This is a genomic window from Brevibacillus sp. FSL K6-6036, from assembly GCF_037964015.1.
GTDB classification, from domain to species: domain Bacteria; phylum Bacillota; class Bacilli; order Brevibacillales; family Brevibacillaceae; genus Brevibacillus; species Brevibacillus borstelensis.
On record NZ_CP150173.1, the window covers coordinates 3424593 to 3440987 of the forward strand.

A 16395-nucleotide genomic window follows, 5' to 3' on the forward strand; every position below is an offset into this window, starting at 1 on the left:
CGTTTCACATCCTCTCATACAAAACAAAAAAGGGATTCCCAAGTTAGGAAACCCCTTGCGTCAAATTTGCAATACCTTATACCTTAGTTAACGCATATTCTCTTATTTCTTCAATTGGTTTGTCATAATATCCATTCAAAGCCATTTCATGTTTTACTTTATTACATTTGGTTTCAATTTCTTCTGCGATTTCTTCGTATTCAAATTCCTCTAATGCATCTTCATGATATTCATTGATCGGAATGCATTGGAATTTACCGTAGTATTTGTGCTTATCATAAAAGCGTTGTAATACACCATCGAAAACAATTTCTCGGTCATTATCAATAAACTCAACCCATGCATGCCATACATAATCTATATTTGATTTACCTGAATATAAGCCGCCTACTAAACGCATGTCTTCGTTAAACTCATAGTGACATTCAAAATATTGATATGACCTAGCAATGCAACTTTTTAAATAAACACGTTGCGGAATGTGTGGGAAGTAATATTCGTTCAAATCCTTTATTTCACACTCGGACATATATGCAATTAAATCATTAGCGACTTTTTGATATTGTTCATACCCATAGTGTTCAAGTATTGAATAATCATAATCTGTCATACAGTATTCCATTTTTCCCTCCCCTTCTAATTATACATTCGATTATTATTATCTACAATTCCAAATCGTCATCTTCTTCCTCTTGTTCAATACTATTCCCGAATGCCTTTAACGCTTGTTGCTTATGATGTTCAATCTCTTTTTGAAGTGTAAGCAATAATTTGACTGATTTCTCATCACCTTTGATTGCTTTATCCCTTACTGCTTCGTACATGTCAATTAAATCCTGTGCGGTCTTTGTTGCCAAAACCATGCTAGCAATATGCTTAAACTCGTCTGTACGTTCCCATTTGTTAAAACTGTTCATCGTCTTTTTATTGACCGTCTTTAAAAATTGTTCCTCGGTCATAGTTTTATCCGTATCAAACCAAAGATTGAACTTGTATTTGACATATTGCGATTTTGACAACGGCAACTTGGCAATAACATCATAGATATTCATTACTGCACCGCCTTTAGTTGACGCTGCTCTCGCTCTTCATAACGCTCTATCAATGCGTCCAAACGTCCATTAATCTCTTTCATATCCACGTTCATAATCTGCTGCTCATCAATCACGATCCTCATTTTTTCGGCTAGGTTCTGTAGACGGATATTGTTTTCTTTCAATTCAACATTGATTTGCTTCATTTGTTCTAATGCTTGATTGATTTCAGTTTTCATATGATAAACCCTCCAGTTTTATTGTTTAATCCTGTAGAATTCCAAGTAATCCAATGCGTTATAAAATTAGTGTGTACGATATCACTAACAATAAGTATTATTATTACTTTGTAGCGTAGCGTAGGGTAATAAACTTTTAGCAATCCCATTTATATTTATATAATTATCCAACCTTAACCAATTGCTCAAATTGTCTACGTGGTAATACCTTTTTCAATTGACTATCATCATAGAAATATTGGAGTACACTTGAAAATGGAATAATTTCACTCATTGACATTTGATTAGCACCATCATTTTCAGATACCATTTTCAATGTCATCCGATATTGATTCGGCTTATGCTTATCACCTGCTACTTTTTGATCACGCTTAACAATTTCGATTACTCCAAGTTCTGCAAGTTTATTTATTTGACGTTGAAGTGCTTGATCAAATAAACCTGTTGCTTGGTGCATCTGCTCAAAGGTCATAAAAAATACGCCTTCCTCATTTGAGTGGCGTTTACTATGAATCAGCAAGGCATATGCAAGTAATTTTTGATTCTTCTCTGGGCAGTTCTGTATGATTGAATCAATTTCCTCAAATGTAACCGTCAAATCTCTTTTTATTGATGATAACTGGTAGTCATTTTGATATGTATATCTGACCACATTATCAATATCCTTGAAGCAATCCTTCAATGGGGTTGTATACGTATTAGTGTCCTGCTTCTGCATCCAGTCATATAGAATCTGTTTACATTCTTCTGGTTCAAGTCCTGTGTATTTTAGATATGATGCAAGCAATACAGTAACCTTGTTTCGGCTGCTCCTCACCTTCAAACCATTTTGTAAATAGTCAATAGCTATACTTGCAGTTGATTCTTCTGATTGTTCATATTGTGGTAATGGCTTATGTTGAGCAATAGCATCCTCTGTTTTGATAAATATATCCCTATCAATGTTATCCTTTGGGCGTTCATTAAGAATGCCCAATATATCGGTTGATTGGATTTTCTTAATTGACATAAGATATTTTTCGCTTTGCTTTCTGGTCATTACTTTTAATCCATTTTCAACTAAGCAAAAACCACAATACTTCTTTGACTTCTGATGTTTGCCAAGTGGCAATTTAATGCCTTGTTTATCTGTTGGTCGATATTCAACTTTATTACCATCGTCAAAATATTGGCGAATATCTGCTTCATCGAGTACATGATTAAAGAATTTCTTTGCCTGTTCAATTGCAATTAAATCATCAAAGAATAGGTCAATATGATACCCTTTGTTACCGCTGAAACTTATGTAATAGTCATTAATTCCAAGATCATCAAATGTCTTTGCAATTTTATAAGTAATCCACTTTGCCATTTGCTTGTCATGATAATCCACGTCAAAGGTAATAAACTTGGTCTTGAATACTCCACCAAATGTTCCTAAGGTAAAATCGCCATTTAGATGTTTTTCCATGTGCCAATCAGTTAACAGTTTTGTTCTCTTACCATTCCTGGCTTCTCCTGCTTGGCATGTAATGTATTGTTTTGGATATTGAATCAAGTATTTTTTCCTTTGAATTATATATAGATCGTTTAATTGTTTAATTGTTTCCGTCAATGTCTCATCTCCCAATCGTTTTATTGAAACGTGAAAAACGCAGCTAACTGCTACGCTTGTTTTTGCTGCTGTTTAAGTTGTCTATACTCGGTTAATGCCTTGGATAATTCTTCTGTTTGTTCAAATAGCCAAAAACGCGAACCATTTCTCGGCTGAATGGCTTCTGTAATGAAGGAAATCCCTTTGATGTGTTTCAAATAGCTTGCTACTGAACCGTTGTAGCAGAAAAAGTAATCTTTCATTTTTGATTCCTCCTGTAAAATAATGAAGGGACGTACCGTAGCACATCCCCATTGAAAAAACTATTAAATTAACTTCTCAGTAAATGACACATGGTCTTGTGAAGTCAAAGCAAGTGAGAATATCTTGTCCATGTTATACGTCTTTTTACCAACGATATCTTCACCTTTGCGCTTATATGCTCTAACATGTTGAAATTCATCCTTAGGCAAAGATATATCGAAGTCAAAAAAACCTTGCAGCTCGGCAAGGTTAATGTTGGTTTGAAGCTTTCCATTTCCATTGATTCTAATTTTCCCATGCAGATTATACGCATAGATGACTTTATACATCTCATCCATAGTATGACGATTAAGTACGTCAATTAATTCTTCAAAACCTAGTTCTCTCAGATAATGATTATGAATGTAATTGAATCGTTTACTATAATGGCCTTTAAAAGCAACATCCACCGCAAGTAATATTGCTTTACCACGGTCTGATTGTGGAAGTGGTATGTCATAGTAAGACCAAATTTGAAGCAATGTTGAGCCAGCATATTTATTACCATAATGTCCACGATGATTCTTTTTAATGTTATTTATGTTTGCTGATTGCGGATTAAAGTAGTCGCTTGCACTCATCATCGTTAAATGATTATCCCAACATTTGTGTTTGACCAATGCCATATCTACGCCAATTGGCTCTTTGCAATTGGTTAAATTAATGCCGTACATATCGTTAAAATCATAAAACCAGTTGATGTTGTATCCTTTGATGGCTTTGAGCAGGGAACATCCTAGCAAGGCATCAATATCATCACCTAGAACAGTATCAAACTTCCCAAACTCATGATCTGCGCACCAAATTGGATACTTTTGCTTCAATTCTTGTTTCATCTACATGGTTGTGAAAGAAAACCTTCACTTCCATATGTGTACCTGACTATCAATTATGTACTCTTAAAATTGCTTTTTGACAATTTTCTACAATGGACTATCTATGTAAATCTTTATTTCCTCCCATAATAAAAACCCTAGTGTCCTGATATATCCAGTACACTAGGGAAGCGTCATGTTTTATCTTCCACAACATTCACCTCCGATTTATTTTTGTATGACTCAATGAAATACTTATATTTCTCTAATTTATATGGCGATAGTTCACATGTGTTACATTCCCATCTGGACAATAAACTCTGTGAGCAGCCAATGTAATTTGCAATCTGGATTAATCTTATACGTTTACTTTTGCGTTTCACCATCCATCTTTGTCTCTCTGTCATATCAATCGTTTCCTCCCGAAAATAATAAGAGGATAGAGCAATTAAGCCCTATCCCCAGTTATGAATGTATGTATGTATGAAATTATGCTTTAAGCGTGTAAACAGCTACGGCTTTCTTGGATGCAACTTTCAAAGTACCTTCAGCAACGACATGACCACGTACACTGTCGCCTACTTTTGCGAGTGGTTCAAATCGAGCGTCACGCAAGAAAGCAAGAGATAGATAATTCGGATCGAATACTGTCAACTTGTCAGCAGATGCGTGACGAGAAAGAATCAGATTCAGATTTCCGTAGTTTGTACGGATTGTATCAACGATCAGACCAAATACATTTTGTTGGGCAATATATGAGTATTTGTCTTTGTACAATGCATCAATCTGTTCTTTCATATCAGCATTGACCAATCCAAAGTATTCACCAGTTGGCAGACCTTGATCCCATAATTTTTTCATGATGGCTTTGACTTCTGCTTCTGTAATTACTTTAGAAGTAGCGCCAGTAATCAGGTTAGCAGGATCAGCCCAACCTTCAAGACCTTGCATTTTCCGAACGAATGGAGTAGCGGAACCGTCATTTTTCACACCTTTTGTAACGGCTTTCTCCATGTTGACTTTAAGTTCAATCAGACGGTCAGCAACTTCGGCAGAGAAAATATTACCTTGACCAGTTACGGAAATAGCGTTTGCTGTACCAGAAATGCTAACACCTTTTTCAAAAATCTCCAATACGTTTGACAGTTCAGCACGTCCTGATTGATAGAAGGTTACATTCTCGTTTCCTTCTGGAACACTAATGTCATTGGTTTGATCAAGTGTGCGCTCTCTCCAAGTATGTACCGTTCCGTTTGCCTTCTCTGTACGTCCTTTGGACATGAGCAAGGAAACGAGCGGTGTATCTTGTACACCAATCTTGGTGATTTCCTTCGCCAAGCTAATAGATTCAGTTGCAGTAAGATTATTGGATTTTTGCATTATAAAATTCCTCCTAGTAATTTGATTTCAGAAAATAAAAAGCAGCCATCCGATTGAATGACTACTTAAATAAACTTGCTAATTTAGTTTCAATCATACCGACCACATTACCGCTTTTCTCGTGTTGACTGTATTTGTCGGTAGATTTATGATCGTTCGGCTTATACGAGTTATCGATCTTCATATTGTTTATGATTTCCTTGAACTTGTTAATCTTTGCCGTTAGTTCATCTGTATCATTGACAATAAAAAACTCGGCAAATGCGTCAAGTCCTTCTGATTTGAGCGTCAGATTGATTTCCTTTTGCCATAGATCGGCTTGTTTTTGTTCAAGTGCTTTCTCAGCATCGGATTTCTCCGCTGGCTTATATTGAAGCAATTCTTTTTGCAGTGGACTCAATACATCCGATTCCCATTTTGCTTTCTCTTGCTGCAATAGTTCATTAACCTGTTCTTGCGTGAAAGTTTGATTCTCTTCCATTCAAACATCTCCTTATGGTTTCGTTAATGCAGTTACTTGTTTCTCTAAACCTTCAATTGCCTGAACAATTCTATCCTGTGCCTGGTTTTGCTTGTCAATTTGTTCAAGCAACCTAATTTCCCTTTCTTTCGATTCTTTACGACTATCTAAGAAAAGCCAGACGAATAATACTGCAAAGATACCCTGTGATACTATCATCTCAACTGGTAAGCCATTAGCATCCAATTAAATCACCTCCTTTCAATGTTAAAAAATTTTAAATAAAAAAAAGAAAGGTCGGGGATGACCTTTCAAATATTTAATGAGAGGATTTTTAGGGGGCAATCTTCATTCATTGTCTATACTGAATAGGCAATCAACGAAATTTACTCCGGAGGTATTACCTATTCTGATAAATACCATTCTGCTTTTCCTAAATGGTAATACTTTTTGTTTTGTGTATTCTTCGCGTTGTATCTCCCTTAGCACAGAATTATTTTTATGTATAACTGGTTGAAAACGTTGATATTACAAAGATTTTTCTAATTGAATAAAAATCAAAATGCACTTTTTTATATATAAACCCTTATATATCAATGGTTACAGCGTTTTTCTAAAACGGTAACGTTTTTTCCATTTGGTAAAGTATCTTTACATTTCACTCATAATAGATAAAATTGTCTTGGATGCTGTAATCCTTGTGGCTGTAAGTGCGAATGGTCATTCAAAAACTTGGACACCTCTTATTTTTCGTTTATTTTCACGCCATAGTTCACGTTCTCGTTCTTTCCCTTAAAAACGATTATCTTAAATGCCACAAATTCAGTTAAATTAAGGTATCGTAAAATGGAGTGTGTTCTATTTTCCTAACGTTCCCTAAAAGACGATTATCGGAAATGCAGCAAATCCAGTAAAATCAAGGTATTTAGGAATTGGTGGATGTTCGTTTTGTCTAGTTCCCTTAAAGACGATTATCATTAAATTCGGCAGGTAATGAAATGATTGGTATAACAATGATTGTATTATGGGGCTTCTTTGAACATTGAAACTCAGCGTTACATTCTCTATATGGTAACCTTTTGACATCGTGAATAATTCAATGAAATCAAAGGTTTTTTGACGATAGAATTAAAAAAGTGTGGAGTTTCTTGAGGACATGAACACCAATGTTCTTCTTATTACTAAAAATGATGAAGAGCAAGCAATTGGCTAAGGAAACATACTTGTCTCCCTTAAATACCATTAACTTTTGTATACCCCCATACCTAATAAAACGCTTATTATATATAGATTATTACCACTTTTCATATGACGAATATCGATAAAAATGAATAGTTAAAGATCTCATTTTCCCAAGATACACAAGCGATACAGAAGTTTCTAAAAACGTCACTACCCCTATAGGGTATATCAGGATGCCATGTCTCCCTTAGCACAGAATTATTTTTATGTGTTATGTTCCGAAAGTGTTGATATATCAACGTTTATATACGTTAAGTGTATTTTTTTAATATTTGTCAAGGCAGAGAAATCCTTATGTATCGATGGTTACAGCATTCTTCATTTTTATAACGTTTTTTCACTTACTTCCATATATATTTTTAGACCCAAAAATGCTAAAACCCTAGTGGCTGTTAGGGCGAAGACGCTTTTAAAAACCGTTACATTTTACTTTTTTCCTTTATTCTCGCTGTAATACCTATTCTGATAAATACCATTCTGCTTTTCTTCCTTGGACTGTTTTGCGTTGTATCTCCCTTAGTACAGAATTATTTTTATATGCTATGTTCCAAAAGTGTTGATATATCAGCGTTTCTCTACTATATTTTTATATTTTAATATTTGTTAAGGCAGAGAAATCCTTATGTATCAATGGATATAGCATTTTTCTGAACTTGGACATTTTTATAACGTTTTTTCTTTTCTCATAATAGATAAAATTGCACTGCACGCTGTAATCCTTGCGACTGTAAGGGCGATGGCACTTTTTAAAAACGCTAGTTTTTTTACGTCTATTTCTCATAATAGATAAAATTTAAACAAACGCTCAAACCCTTGTGGCTGTAAGGATGAGGGGCTATTCTAAAACCGTTACAGTTTATTTATTCGGTGTTTTTCATTTTCCTAAAGTTGCGTTTCTATTCCAGTTTTGTATAATAAAACGTAAGGGACAAGAGAGCTTATACAAGCACTCTCTTATGGCGAGAAGTTTAGCGTTTGCGGTGGGTTTCCTTTCGTGGAGGAAGTCCACCATTTTGTTTATCTGGGTGTTTATCACTTGTTTCTGCCATGCTAAGTACAAAAAAAAGAAGCGGATTAACCGCTCCCCCTACACTACGCAATTGCAATTAATGGCTTTGTGTACCAGTCAATCTCAACATTATGCGTCATCATTGTGATTGGTGATCCATCAGAATGTTCAAGATATAACTTATCTTCTATGTCCAAATTACTGAGCAGATAACTAGCAGCATACTCCAATTCCCACGATTCACATTCAAATTCGCGTGACACATAGAACCTTACATTTGCAAATGTTTCTTTTTCTGTTTCCCAATCGGGTTCCCATTGAATACTAGAGCCAATTACGTTAAATGTAATTAGTTCACCGTCACATCTGAGAATGGAGATACTCGTCATACCGCTGATTGATTGTTCAACATATTGCTCAAGTCCAGTTGCAAACGATATTGAAAACTCTAAAGTGGCATAAGCGGTGTTTTTGTTCATTACTGAATCCTCCCTAGGTCTTATATTTGGTTTAATAGTCGTTCACGTTGTTGGCGTAATTGCTCAATTTCTTGCATGATTTCCTGTTTGCGCTCAAGATTTGCTGTAGATACCTCTTTAATCAGTGACATGTGCTGCAACATGATCTCTTCCATTTGAGCGTGAAGTTGGTCATCTTGCCAAAGTCGTAATGCAAAGGACATTACTTCACCCCCTTGATCGGATTGTTGGCATGGTGTCATGGGCTTGTCCTTATATCTCCAAGGAGTTTAACGGATTGAATTTTTCATTTTGTGAAGCCAAGGCAACGCCCCAAATGGCTAAGTACCGTTGTGTCATGGCGATATTTGAATGTCTAAGCATTTTTTGGAGTGTAAACACGTCACACCCATTCATTAGCATCCTGTGGGCAAATGTATGTCTGAATGTATGGGCTGACAGTCGGCAATCAGAAAAGTTCATGATCTCCTTCAATCGTTTAAATACACATTTAACTGCGTTGTCTGTTAGTTTTTTGCCCTCAACGTCAGTAAAAACATACTGTGGAATTTCTCCAAATGTTTGTTCACAGTAAACCCTGTACTCACACAGTTCTTTGATTAATTTTTCAGTAATCGGAATTGAACTTTGTTGACGTTTCTTACCAAAGACGATGATAGTACCGTTCTTTAAATCGACTTCATTCCATGACAGATTGACCATTTCACCTAACCGAACTCCCGTTCCAAGCAGAAATACAATCATGGTGTAGTCCCTATAAGCAAAGAATGATTTTTCACGCTGCTTTAGCCGTCTGTAGTAACCTAGCATTTGTTGAATGTGCCGATCTTGGAATACTTCAATTTTTATATCCTCTTTGCCATAACCGATTTTCTTGGCTGGATTCTGTTTCTGGGTAATGACTTCGATTTCTTCAAGATAGTTAAAGAAGATTTTCAGAACATGCAACTTACTGTTACGAGTAGTGATATTGTTGTTTCGTTCCTTTTGACAATACATAAGGTAACTCTTTACAGTGTTAGGCGTAACATCACTAATACCAACAATTTCCTGCCTACCACAATAATCCTGAAACTCATTTAGGGTAGACATATAGGATTCGATAGTTTTCGGTGACAAATTTTTGTACTCGCGGTCATCCTTAAAATCTTTGATCGCAAACTTTAACAACACGAAAAAGCACACTCCCTTTTCAGATTTTGATTCTGAAAGAAAGTGTGCTTTCTTTATAAAAGCGTGTTTGTGTGCGACCACTTATTTTTCAAAGTGTTGTAAAATCGCTCAAACCGTTGATATATCAATATATGGTGATCCGGACTGGGTTCGAACCAGCGACCCCCACCCTGTCAAGATGGTGCTCTCCCAACTGAGCTACCGGATCATGGGATATTTGCTATTGTGACTTCACCACAAACGTTCAATGGTGGGCCCTGTAGGACTCGAACCTACGACCAATCGGTTATGAGCCGACCGCTCTGACCAACTGAGCTAAGGGCCCGAATCGTACCGGACGTCGATCACATGTTTTAATATACAGGATTTCTTTTCCGATTTCAAGAGGAAAAACAAAATTTCTTTTAAAAAATTTTACCACCATCAAAAACCCTGCAAAATCAAGGAGCATCCCGATAGGGATGCCCCTCCACACCTACCAACCAGGCACAACTAAAGATCACCCAGCCTCATCCACAGCCTTTTTGCCTTCCACCCGAATCTGACCTGCAGCCAGCACCTCTGCCTGCTCCTGCTCATCTCTCAACCGATGAGCCATCCGGCTCGAGGCATTCGCCGCCACGCTCGCGACCAAATCATCCAGGAAGGTATGAACTTTTCCACCGGATGTCTTCGTATCCAGCCGCTTGATCACGCCAATCTTATGCTTATCCAAATGACCAAACGTCGTTACCGCAATGCTCCCGTACCCGAACACCGAACCGAGCGCCAAGGTTTCGTCGCAGCCAAACAAGCCTTCATCGGATGCGATAATAGACTGCAGCGGCTCGGAAAGCAAGCCCTTTTCCGCCAATGTATCCAGCTCAATGCCCACGAGGATGGCATGCTGCATTTCCCTTTTCTCCAAAACAGCCTTTACGCTCTCGATGCACGGTTCCATGGTCAGGTCAGGATGATAGGGCGATTGCATCAAATATACGATCTCCGCGATATCCTCTACGCGCACACCGCGCTCTGCCAAACGATCCAATGCGGCTTTTCTGACTTCGCTGCTGTGTACCTGCTTCTTCATGTAAGACAACCCCTTCCACCATTAAGTGAAGTCACCTATGTTACATAGTATCACAAGGTGACAAAATTGCGACAATCTTCGGCCGCAAGGTCGAAATCCACCCCAAACCACACTCCATCCAAATCCAGGAGCCGAAAGGCTCCCCTCCTCCTCCTCCCCCTACTCCCGTCAAAAACACCTCTCCCCCATACACCCCCAGCCTCTCCAGCCCCCCACATGACTGTATAATACGAAAACCACCCCCAACAATTTCACCTTTCAACACCCACGCCCCAGCAATTCGCCCCTCCCTTCCCCCACAACCCAAAAAGCTATTTTCCTCCCCCTTCCCTTTCTGCTACAGTAAAACCAACACCCCAAAGGAGGACAACGCAGTGGCACTTGACGAACTGATCCTCACCAGCAAACACCTGGGGACGACGGAGCGTCTCCTCGTCTACCTGCCGGAGCGATATTCCCCGCTCTATTCCTATCCGGTCCTGTATGTCCAGGACGGCGACGACTACCTGTCAATGGGACGTCTCGCCACTCTGCTTGAGGAAATGCACCGGGAAAAGGAAATCCCGAATCTCATCTCCGTTTTCCTTCCCGTAGACAAAGAACGCCGCTACGCCCGCTACCACCCGGACGGGGCGGAACACCAAAAGTACCTGCGCTTTCTCGCGGACGAAGTCGTCAGCGCCGTAGACAGCCGCTACTCCACCTACCCGCTGGGCATGGCCCGCACGCTATTGGGCGAGTCTTTGGGAGGCGTCGTCTCGCTGTTTGCAGCGCTCTCCTATCCTCATACCTTCGGCCAGGTGGCCTGCCAGTCCGCCGCTATGGACGCCGCCCTCAACCGCCGGGTGCAGGAGTCCGACTTCCCCGTACCGTTGCATGTCTATCTTGAGGTTGGACTCGAAGAAACGGCGGTAGAGACGAGCCGCGGCACCCTCGATTTGCTCCAGGCCACCGAAGCGCTGCGCGACATTTTGCAAACAAAAACGGTCACCCTGGCCTATGAGACCTTTGCGGGTGACCACACGTGGGGCTATTGGCAAGCCAACCTGCGGCGCATTCTTCCTGCGCTTTTCGGGTAAACTTACCTTGTCTGTTCTTCCTGAGGACCTTCTTCTTTTCCCGGGGAGACCAACGCCTCGTCGAATTCGGTTTTGCGGATTGCCGTGATGAGGGAAAAGGTAAGGAGGGACAGCAACAGAAGAACGAGAAAAATGAAGATGATCATCATAGCTGTTTTCACGATTGAATATAGCACCTCCCTGCTCCTTAACAGTCTGTCCCGAGCGGGGAGGAATATACAGGCTGACGCATAAGATTACACAAATGGAGAATTTTCTGTTAAAATAAGTTTATTGGATTTTTCCATGGGCTATATGGGCTGTATAGAAACGAAAGAGGAGGGATTCACATGAAGTACAGTATCGTTGTATTTCCATCCAGCAAGGTGCAAGAAGTCGCCAACTCATACCGCAAACGTTACGATCCAGCTTACTCTTTGATCCCGCCGTATATTCGCCTGAAAGAAGCATTTGAACTCGACGAATCTCAGCTGCCTCATTTGGTAAGCCATTTGGAGCTGGTTGCAAATTCCACGGAAGCTTTTACTGCCAATTTCCACCGGGTTTCTTCGTTCCATCCGACCAATAACGTCATTTACTTGGCGGTCCAAAACAAAGAGCCGTTTGAACAGCTCCACGCCAAGATCGTAGAAAAGGTTGTGCAAGAAAAGGAAACGTATGCATTCGTACCGCATCTCACGATTGGCCGGGACCTCTCCAATGATGAGCTGCGCGACATTACCGGGCAGTTGAGCATGGTCAAGTTTGACCTCACCTCCGATGTGGACCGCTTCCACCTCATTTACGAGCTGGAAGACGGCATCTGGAGCGTGTACCAGACGTTCCTGCTGAAAAAATAAACATGGGGGCCTCCCCCTTGCGCCCTTCCCTGCTGCGGAAGGGCCTTTCCTTTTTGATTTGATACTGCATCGCGTCGAGCGCTATGAAAGGAAGAAAACCATTGACTGAACCGAAAATCCACCAAACAAACGAAACAGACAATCCAATCCAAAAGAACGACTCGCATGAGGCTAGCTCCTCAACCAAGAGCCCCTACCAAATCGAAGAGGTCAAGACTGACAAGCAAATGCAAGACGCTCTTTCAGTAAGACGCACTGTCTTCATTAAAGAGCAGCAGGTTCCAGAGGAAATCGAGATTGACTCGCACGACCGCATCGGCTCCGAAACCATCCATTTTGTCGTTTATAAGGAAGAACAGGCTGTAGGAGCAAGCCGTCTTCGTCCGTACGCACCCGAGGTTGGCAAAATCGAGCGGGTAGCTGTTTTGCAAAGCGAGAGAGGCACAGGGCTCGGACGCCTGCTGATGCTCGCTATGGAGGAAACTGCCCGCCGCCAAGGCTTCAAGCGCCTCAAGCTGAATGCACAGACCCACGCGCAGCGCTTTTACGAAAAGCTGGGCTACACTCCTGCAGGAGAAGTGTTTGAAGAAGCCGGAATTGAACACATCGCGATGGAAAAAGCGATCTAGCTTGGCATCCGTACAATCGCTTTGATCCCAAAACAAAACAAGCCCCGCTTACGGACGAATCCTCATCCGATGCGGGGGCTTCCTTTCTTTTTTCAAGTCTGTACTACAACTTTGTACCTCAAGTCAGCACTACAAGCCGCTACTCCCCTTGCCTCTTCCGCTTACCCGCAATCTCCCGCAGCCTTTCCACCGCATCATATGGCGCGGTATGCGTACCAAGCATCGCGTGAAACGGCTCCTCGCCGCGCCAGCCGTGGAAATCCGAGCCGCCGGTCATGACCAGACCATGCGCCTCAGCCCAGCGCTGATACTGCTCCCTTTGCTCCTGGCTGTTGTCCGGGTGCCACACCTCGATGCCATCCAGACCGAACGCAATCAGCTCCTGCACAAGCTCGTCGTCATCGTACAGCCCGGGATGGGCCAGCACAGCGACGCCGCCTGCTTCCTTGATCAGCGTGATCGCCTCCTGAGGGGTAATCCGCGGCGGGTTGACGTACGCCTTTCCCTCTTTCCCCAGATAAACGGCAAAGGCTTCGTCGATCGACTGAACCACGCCCAGCTCGATCATCTCCTCCGCGATATGCGGCCGTCCGATGTTTTTATCTTCGCCTGACTTGCGCCGGTAGACTCCTTCCAGCGTGATCGGTATGCCCAGCTCCTGCAGGCGAGCGATCATCAGCTTGTTTCGCTCATGTCTTGTATCGCGCAGGCCGGACAGCCTCTGGAGAAAAGCCTGGTCCTCGTACGGTATAAAATACCCCAGCACATGGATGTCCTGTCCGCGCGCCAGCGAGCTCACCTCGACGCCGGGAATGACTTCAACAGCTTGTCCCAACTGCCCGGCTGCTTCCAATGCTGCCGGAATGCCGGCAACCGTGTCGTGATCCGTAATGGCCACGGCAGCCAATCCCGCTTCGGCGGCCAGACGCACGTTTTCATGCGGCTCGCATGTGCCGTCTGAAGCCCGGGTGTGTGTATGCAAATCCGCTCGTTTGTTCATGGAAGTTTTCTCTCCTTCTTTCCCCTTGTCTGTCATTCTGAATCCGAACTCCCCTACATATGATTAGGCAAAACGCTTTTACTACATATGCCAAGGAGGATGTCCATGCGGTTAAAGAGCAAAAACCTGACCGGTGTCGTCCAGCCGCTTTCCTTTGTCGACAAGATGCTGCGGCAGCAGGGCTTTTCCCCATCCGGCGGGGACACCCCCACCTATGATGTCGTTATTTACGATTCCGCTACCAGCAGTTCTTATTTTCTCCGCATTCCCGCCAATCCTGTGAGCAAGCCGTCCCACACCGGTGAGATGACCGTCAAATTGGGCCACCCCTATCTTGAGGCAAAACTGATCTTTCATACCGAACAAGAAGAGTATTCCGTTATTCCCAAGGAAATACGCCAAGCCGCCGAGCACAAGCTGGCTGAAATCGGGGACTACCTATCGAGGCCGTCATGTTTCCCCCACAGCCACTGATTTGCGGCAAAGCGGTACCGGATCCGCTCTTCCTTTAACAACCCAATGAAATAGCCCATCAGCGCGGTACGGTAGAGCACGTAGCTCGTCGCGTTCTCAATGGAAATTTGTAAACGCTCACAGACGAGCGCCAGCGCTTGCTCCAGCGTCCGCTCTTCCGACAAAATATCTTCGATCATCCCGTACAGCCTGCGATGACAATGAATGTTTTGCGTCAAAACCGCTTCCGGAGAGGTGGTGTATGGCCCGTGACCCGGCAAATAGCCGCGGTAATTCGATTCCAAAAGCTTGACTAAGCTTAGCAGGGTTTCGTGAGCATCGACCAAAAAAGGCAGCTTGTGCTTCTTCAAAGTTTCCTCGCCGAGAAAGCTGTCGGCGCTAAAGCAAATGCCATCGACAGCCAGTCCGACCTGATTCCAGCTATGTCCAGGAAGGGGGATGACTTCAAAGCAGGTCTCATCAATTTCTACGCGGCCTTCTGTGGGCAAGAGGTGGTCGACGCGCGATGCTTCGGCGAGCAAAAATTTGTTGCGCAGCTCATCCAACGGCTGCGCTCCCATGCCCAGGTAGATCGGCTCCAGCAGCGGATAGCGGATGATCGCTTCCTCCAGCGGCGGAGCGTATACCTGTGCCGCTGGCCAACAGGATAACAGATAGGCATTGCCGCCAAAATGGTCGGCATGGGCGTGAGTCTGTACAATTGCGCTTAGCGGCTGGGCGATCGCGTCCAGCCCTTTCTTTATCTTTTTGGCTGTCTGGGTATCCAGCCCGGAATCAATCAGGATCGCGCCTGTTTTTCCCTGGACAAACCCGATATTGACGCTGCCGGGAAAGTATCCGACTGTTTCGGTGATCATCTCCAACGTATGCTGTGCCATCTGTCTCCCTCGTTTCTTCCTGTTTTTTCTTAGTTTCTCCATCTGCGCCCAGCTTCCCTGCCGAGCGGCCCGATTACGACATATGGAGGCTTCTTGAATCGCATGTTGTAAAAACCGTGGGTAAAAATGGCCACTGCGATGATGGTGCAAATGGAAAAAACAGCACGCTCGATCCCGATTGCGGGAAGCGAAATAGAGACAATGACTCCGTCGATCATCAAGATATACAACGCTACCGGCACCTTTGACCTCCGCGCCAAAAATTGTGCGATCAGATCGGTTCCCCCTGTGTTGGTCTGGTACGCCAGCATGAGACCGGTCCCCGCTCCGATCAGCGCTCCTCCGATTACCGCAGATGTCGGGAGCGTCCAGTTATTCCACGCTCTGAGCGGGGCAAATACGTCAATCATTAACGTTTCGATCAGCATTCCGTGAAAGCTCTGAAAAAACAACGGACGATCATAGGCAAACACCATCGCATAAACAGGTATGCTGCAAGCGATCATGACCAGGCCCGGGGGCCATTGAAAAAAATAGGTCGCCAACAGGCCAATCCCGATCATCCCCCCGTCCATCAAATGGTGCGGGACGAGAAACAGGTTTACCCCGACTGCTATCCCGATGCTCCCCAAAAGGATCGCCGCTCCCTTCTGTACCCATTCCATTCTTCTCGCCTCCAGGGACAGGGTTACTCGATTATCTTTATGTCCCCTGAAA

At 42.7% G+C, this 16395-nt stretch carries 21 protein-coding genes and 2 tRNA genes; 4 read left to right on the plus strand and 19 right to left on the minus strand.

Annotated features, from left to right (window positions below; genetic code table 11):
• Positions 1–76: 76 nt before the first annotated feature.
• The 15 genes from NST37_RS17205 to NST37_RS17275 all read right to left on the minus strand — a co-directional run bounded on the left by NST37_RS17205 (position 77) and on the right by NST37_RS17275 (position 10779).
• Positions 77–622, minus strand: coding sequence for a hypothetical protein (locus NST37_RS17205; RefSeq protein WP_327930983.1), 546 nt, complete (start codon positions 620–622; stop codon positions 77–79).
• 40 nt (positions 623–662) lie between these two features.
• Positions 663–1052, minus strand: coding sequence for a hypothetical protein (locus NST37_RS17210; protein WP_280209586.1), 390 nt, complete (start codon positions 1050–1052; stop codon positions 663–665).
• The gene (locus NST37_RS17215) at positions 1052–1273 is read right to left on the minus strand and encodes a hypothetical protein (protein ID WP_280209588.1); all 222 of its coding nucleotides are present in this window, start codon (positions 1271–1273) and stop codon (positions 1052–1054) included. The genes NST37_RS17210 and NST37_RS17215 overlap by 1 nt, the downstream gene beginning before the upstream one ends.
• A 163-nt stretch (positions 1274–1436) precedes the next feature.
• Complete coding sequence (locus NST37_RS17220; protein WP_339185598.1) at positions 1437–2867, minus strand: hypothetical protein; 1431 nt, start codon at positions 2865–2867, stop codon at positions 1437–1439.
• A gap of 50 nt (positions 2868–2917) precedes the next feature.
• On the minus strand, positions 2918–3109 hold the full coding sequence (locus NST37_RS17225) for a hypothetical protein (protein WP_280207794.1): 192 nt from the start codon (positions 3107–3109) through the stop codon (positions 2918–2920).
• A gap of 63 nt (positions 3110–3172) precedes the next feature.
• A complete protein-coding gene (locus NST37_RS17230; RefSeq protein WP_339185599.1) occupies positions 3173–3973 on the minus strand; it encodes a hypothetical protein in 801 nt (266 codons plus the stop codon).
• A gap of 480 nt (positions 3974–4453) precedes the next feature.
• The gene (locus NST37_RS17235) at positions 4454–5344 is read right to left on the minus strand and encodes a DUF5309 family protein (protein ID WP_339185600.1); all 891 of its coding nucleotides are present in this window, start codon (positions 5342–5344) and stop codon (positions 4454–4456) included.
• 61 nt (positions 5345–5405) lie between these two features.
• On the minus strand, positions 5406–5825 hold the full coding sequence (locus tag NST37_RS17240; protein WP_339185601.1) for a hypothetical protein: 420 nt from the start codon (positions 5823–5825) through the stop codon (positions 5406–5408).
• Between the two features lie 12 nt (positions 5826–5837).
• Positions 5838–6050 (minus strand): BhlA/UviB family holin-like peptide, encoded by a 213-nt coding sequence (locus tag NST37_RS17245; RefSeq protein ID WP_339185602.1) that lies wholly within the window; start codon positions 6048–6050, stop codon positions 5838–5840.
• Positions 6051–8138: 2088 nt separating this feature from the next.
• On the minus strand, positions 8139–8534 hold the full coding sequence (locus NST37_RS17250) for a hypothetical protein (protein WP_339185603.1): 396 nt from the start codon (positions 8532–8534) through the stop codon (positions 8139–8141).
• A gap of 20 nt (positions 8535–8554) precedes the next feature.
• Positions 8555–8737 carry a hypothetical protein gene (locus tag NST37_RS17255; RefSeq protein WP_339185604.1) on the minus strand — a complete coding sequence of 61 codons (183 nt, stop codon included), beginning with the start codon at positions 8735–8737 and terminating at the stop codon, positions 8555–8557.
• Between the two features lie 49 nt (positions 8738–8786).
• On the minus strand, positions 8787–9707 hold the full coding sequence (locus NST37_RS17260) for a tyrosine-type recombinase/integrase (RefSeq protein WP_339185606.1): 921 nt from the start codon (positions 9705–9707) through the stop codon (positions 8787–8789).
• Between the two features lie 132 nt (positions 9708–9839).
• Positions 9840–9915: transfer RNA gene (locus tag NST37_RS17265), tRNA-Val, on the minus strand.
• A gap of 40 nt (positions 9916–9955) precedes the next feature.
• A tRNA-Ile gene (locus NST37_RS17270) sits at positions 9956–10032 on the minus strand.
• A gap of 174 nt (positions 10033–10206) precedes the next feature.
• On the minus strand, positions 10207–10779 hold the full coding sequence (locus NST37_RS17275; RefSeq protein ID WP_339185607.1) for a phosphatidylglycerophosphatase A: 573 nt from the start codon (positions 10777–10779) through the stop codon (positions 10207–10209).
• 374 nt (positions 10780–11153) lie between these two features.
• Between NST37_RS17275 and NST37_RS17280 the strand changes: the two genes are divergently transcribed.
• Positions 11154–11858 carry an alpha/beta hydrolase-fold protein gene (locus NST37_RS17280; RefSeq protein ID WP_339185608.1) on the plus strand — a complete coding sequence of 235 codons (705 nt, stop codon included), beginning with the start codon at positions 11154–11156 and terminating at the stop codon, positions 11856–11858.
• 2 nt (positions 11859–11860) lie between these two features.
• Here the strand turns inward: NST37_RS17280 and NST37_RS17285 are convergent, their stop codons facing one another.
• A complete protein-coding gene (locus tag NST37_RS17285) occupies positions 11861–12019 on the minus strand; it encodes a hypothetical protein (RefSeq protein ID WP_003386616.1) in 159 nt (52 codons plus the stop codon).
• A gap of 168 nt (positions 12020–12187) precedes the next feature.
• On the opposite strand from NST37_RS17285, the gene NST37_RS17290 reads away from it, so the two are divergent.
• A complete protein-coding gene (locus tag NST37_RS17290) occupies positions 12188–12697 on the plus strand; it encodes a 2'-5' RNA ligase family protein (RefSeq protein WP_003386617.1) in 510 nt (169 codons plus the stop codon).
• A 227-nt stretch (positions 12698–12924) separates the two neighbouring features.
• The gene (locus NST37_RS17295; RefSeq protein WP_051567433.1) at positions 12925–13326 is read left to right on the plus strand and encodes a GNAT family N-acetyltransferase; all 402 of its coding nucleotides are present in this window, start codon (positions 12925–12927) and stop codon (positions 13324–13326) included.
• Between the two features lie 139 nt (positions 13327–13465).
• Here NST37_RS17295 and NST37_RS17300 read toward each other — a convergent pair whose 3' ends face one another.
• Positions 13466–14326, minus strand: coding sequence for a PHP domain-containing protein (locus tag NST37_RS17300; RefSeq protein WP_024985104.1), 861 nt, complete (start codon positions 14324–14326; stop codon positions 13466–13468).
• A 105-nt stretch (positions 14327–14431) separates the two neighbouring features.
• Between NST37_RS17300 and NST37_RS17305 the strand changes: the two genes are divergently transcribed.
• Positions 14432–14800: a hypothetical protein gene (locus NST37_RS17305; protein ID WP_024985103.1), complete on the plus strand. Its 369-nt coding sequence runs from the start codon at positions 14432–14434 to the stop codon at positions 14798–14800.
• On the opposite strand, the gene NST37_RS17310 is transcribed toward NST37_RS17305, so the two are convergent.
• A complete protein-coding gene (locus NST37_RS17310; RefSeq protein WP_031933459.1) occupies positions 14761–15678 on the minus strand; it encodes an MBL fold metallo-hydrolase in 918 nt (305 codons plus the stop codon). The genes NST37_RS17305 and NST37_RS17310 overlap by 40 nt on opposite strands.
• A gap of 29 nt (positions 15679–15707) precedes the next feature.
• On the minus strand, positions 15708–16343 hold the full coding sequence (locus tag NST37_RS17315) for a YitT family protein (RefSeq protein WP_339185609.1): 636 nt from the start codon (positions 16341–16343) through the stop codon (positions 15708–15710).
• Positions 16344–16395 lie beyond the last annotated feature (52 nt).

What these genes read in the sequence shown, in the direction of transcription:
- NST37_RS17205 (WP_327930983.1), bottom strand. Translation starts at nt 622, where the DNA reads ATGGAATACTGTATGACAGATTATGATTATTCAATACTTGAACACTAT.
- NST37_RS17210 (WP_280209586.1), bottom strand. Translation starts at nt 1,052, where the DNA reads ATGAATATCTATGATGTTATTGCCAAGTTGCCGTTGTCAAAATCGCAA.
- NST37_RS17215 (WP_280209588.1), bottom strand. Translation starts at nt 1,273, where the DNA reads ATGAAAACTGAAATCAATCAAGCATTAGAACAAATGAAGCAAATCAAT.
- NST37_RS17225 (WP_280207794.1), bottom strand. Translation starts at nt 3,109, where the DNA reads ATGAAAGATTACTTTTTCTGCTACAACGGTTCAGTAGCAAGCTATTTG.
- NST37_RS17235 (WP_339185600.1), bottom strand. Translation starts at nt 5,344, where the DNA reads ATGCAAAAATCCAATAATCTTACTGCAACTGAATCTATTAGCTTGGCG.
- NST37_RS17240 (WP_339185601.1), bottom strand. Translation starts at nt 5,825, where the DNA reads ATGGAAGAGAATCAAACTTTCACGCAAGAACAGGTTAATGAACTATTG.
- NST37_RS17250 (WP_339185603.1), bottom strand. Translation starts at nt 8,534, where the DNA reads ATGAACAAAAACACCGCTTATGCCACTTTAGAGTTTTCAATATCGTTT.
- NST37_RS17255 (WP_339185604.1), bottom strand. Translation starts at nt 8,737, where the DNA reads ATGTCCTTTGCATTACGACTTTGGCAAGATGACCAACTTCACGCTCAA.
- NST37_RS17275 (WP_339185607.1), bottom strand. Translation starts at nt 10,779, where the DNA reads ATGAAGAAGCAGGTACACAGCAGCGAAGTCAGAAAAGCCGCATTGGAT.
- NST37_RS17290 (WP_003386617.1), top strand. Translation starts at nt 12,188, where the DNA reads ATGAAGTACAGTATCGTTGTATTTCCATCCAGCAAGGTGCAAGAAGTC.
- NST37_RS17295 (WP_051567433.1), top strand. Translation starts at nt 12,925, where the DNA reads ATGCAAGACGCTCTTTCAGTAAGACGCACTGTCTTCATTAAAGAGCAG.
- NST37_RS17300 (WP_024985104.1), bottom strand. Translation starts at nt 14,326, where the DNA reads ATGAACAAACGAGCGGATTTGCATACACACACCCGGGCTTCAGACGGC.
- NST37_RS17305 (WP_024985103.1), top strand. Translation starts at nt 14,432, where the DNA reads ATGCGGTTAAAGAGCAAAAACCTGACCGGTGTCGTCCAGCCGCTTTCC.
- NST37_RS17310 (WP_031933459.1), bottom strand. Translation starts at nt 15,678, where the DNA reads ATGGCACAGCATACGTTGGAGATGATCACCGAAACAGTCGGATACTTT.
- NST37_RS17315 (WP_339185609.1), bottom strand. Translation starts at nt 16,343, where the DNA reads ATGGAATGGGTACAGAAGGGAGCGGCGATCCTTTTGGGGAGCATCGGG.